Here is a 1576-nt window from a genome sequence, read left to right as displayed (position 1 = left end):
GCATACTCATCGATCAATGGATGATCTCGGCGAAGCCCCGCCAGCTAACGCGATTGATATTATGAATTTCCCCAAGGGTAGTCAGGCAGGTACTTTCTTGCACCGCTTATTCGAGGATATTGAATTCGCAACGGGCGAGCTAAACACCAATGTCCCAGCCACTAATTTAGAAGAGCACATCTGTAATTTGTTGCAGCAGTATGCCTTAGTGCCAGAGCGGCATGAACAAGCATGGGCGGCTTATCTCGAGCAATGGGTTCAACAAGTGCTTGCGCTGCCGCTGATAGAAATCGGCAGCGCTTCTGGAGCATCAATTGCTTTAGCACAATTAGACGAAAACGATTATCGCGTTGAAGCCAAGTTTTATTTCTCGGTAGATGATTTCTCTTTGTCGAACTTTAATTCGCTACTTCGTCAGTACAATCCGAATGCAGACGCTTTGAGTTTTGAAGCATTCGAAGGGCATATTAAAGGGGCGATCGACTTATTGTTCCGAGCGCAAGACGCTTATTTTGTGCTGGATTATAAATCGAATCATCTTGGTTTTAGCGCAGACAACTATACGCACGACAAACTAGAAGCAGCGATCAATGAGCATCGTTATGATGTGCAATACCTGCTGTATAGCTTAGCCATTCATCGTCTGTTAAAAGCACGAATGGGAAATGCTTATAGCTATCAGGCACATTTTGGTGGTGTAGTGTATTTGTTTTTAAGAGGACTTGGTTTAGACGCAGATGGAGATAACCCAGCGGGCGTTTACTTTATAAAGCCAGAACAGAGTTTGATTGAAGGTTTAGATCAGCTTTTTACTGATGGAGGTGCTCAATGAGTCTTCCATCAAACATTTCTCAGCGTATACGTTTCTTAAAGCAGAGTTTACGTCGCGGCGAGTCGTTGGTGTCGTGGATTGATTTTTATGCGGCAGACGCAGCATTAAACGAAGTGCTGAGCGCAAGTGATTCTGCGCTGCCATCAACTGTGCTCGAAGTGGTTTTTGATTTAGCTTTAGTTTTGTCTTACGCATCAGGCCTTGGCAAACAGTGTGTCAGGCTCGATGAGCTAGATGAGCATTTATCGTTAACGGTGTTTCATCGTGATCAAAGTTTGATGACTTCGACGCAAGCCTTGCCCGAATCGATCTTAATTTCAGGCGAGGGCTCAAGTGTTTTCGTTAAAGTTCTCAACGATGAAGCGGAGCTCTATTTGCGTCGACTCTGGAATCTCTGTGATAAAACTGATCGATGGTTGTCGGATCAACTATCGTCAAACATATCCTCTGATGTGGATCCTAATGAATCTATTGATTTAGCTCGCGGTAAGGAGGCATTGAATGCCTTATTTCCTGACTTAGATTCTACTGACATTGATTATCAAGCTTGGGCGGTTGCGCAATCACTTCTTTCAAATCTTGTGCTGGTGAGTGGTGGGCCCGGTACGGGTAAAACGACAACGGCTGCAAAAATTATCTTAGCGCGTTTGTCTGCAGAGAAGTGCATAGAGAGGGCCATAGAGAAGGGCATAGAAAGTAGGCGTGCGTCATCGACGGTTTGCTTGGCACCTACTGGCAAGGCTG

Annotated in this window: 2 protein-coding genes; both read left to right on the top strand. The window is 45.1% G+C overall.

Annotation, left to right across the window (positions count from 1 at the left end; all coding sequences use genetic code 11):
• A partial coding sequence (locus A3739_RS15935) for a PD-(D/E)XK nuclease family protein (RefSeq protein ID WP_197472362.1) occupies positions 1 to 832 on the top strand: 832 nt, incomplete at its 5' end.
• A partial coding sequence (locus A3739_RS15930) for an AAA family ATPase (protein ID WP_156502620.1) occupies positions 829 to 1576 on the top strand: 748 nt, incomplete at its 3' end. The genes A3739_RS15935 and A3739_RS15930, both read left to right, overlap by 4 nt.

The organism is Oleiphilus sp. HI0067 (genome assembly GCF_001635735.1).
The sequence above is the reverse complement of the archived record's forward strand: the minus strand, read 5'-3'. Positions and strand labels throughout refer to the sequence as shown.